Below are 700 nucleotides of genomic sequence, written 5' to 3' on the forward strand. Positions count from 1 at the left end.
CAATATTGATAAACTTTTCTACTGAAGGTTTAATATCATCGAATTCAATACTTGTGTTTCTATTCTTAAAGAAAGTCATATCCTCAGCAGTGTAACCATATACTAGGCATTTGTTTGCTGTAAAAATATCACCTCCGATTCGGCCTAACAGATAAGAGTCTTCACAATATTCAGATATAGGCTGTAACGCCATGCAAATGCCGCTTTGGAATAAAAGGATAAAAATTAAATACCTCATATTATCTCCACCATTTAACTTGAGTCTCTACGATTAGCTCAGAATAAAGCTGTTACGTTGTTTGGCATAGTGCTTAACCATAATCCACGAAAGAGAAAACAAGAACCTACACACGGTGTCAGGTCTTGCTTTTTGCCACTACCCGACTCGCGCTTGAGTAGGAGTAATGAAGCTCAAGATAATCACCCAACTCTTTTCAACACATTAAGAATTTCTATTAAACCATTGCTTATAAACAATATTGGACTAGATTAAAGGTAAAAAGAAAGACCTGACCCTTTTAGATTTAGAGTTTTATAAAGTCTCATCACACACTACGCTAGTAACGCTTTTTCATCAAAGCCTTGCTCATGCAACTTGACTACAAGCTGTTCAAGGACCTCATCTTTTTTAGGGGCTACAGGCTGCGTTAATAGCAAAGAAGTCACATTGCCAAAACCTGGGTGCTCAAAATCAGGGTTC

At 37.1% G+C, this 700-nt stretch carries 1 protein-coding gene; it reads right to left on the reverse strand.

Translation table 11 applies throughout. The features are described 5' to 3' along the window. A partial coding sequence (locus tag CWC28_RS22295; protein ID WP_212746807.1) for a hypothetical protein occupies positions 1 to 238 on the reverse strand: 238 nt, incomplete at its 3' end. Positions 239 to 700 lie beyond the last annotated feature (462 nt).

Origin of the sequence: Pseudoalteromonas sp. S4492 (assembly GCF_005886115.1) — a bacterium.
GTDB lineage: Bacteria > Pseudomonadota > Gammaproteobacteria > Enterobacterales > Alteromonadaceae > Pseudoalteromonas > Pseudoalteromonas gelatinilytica.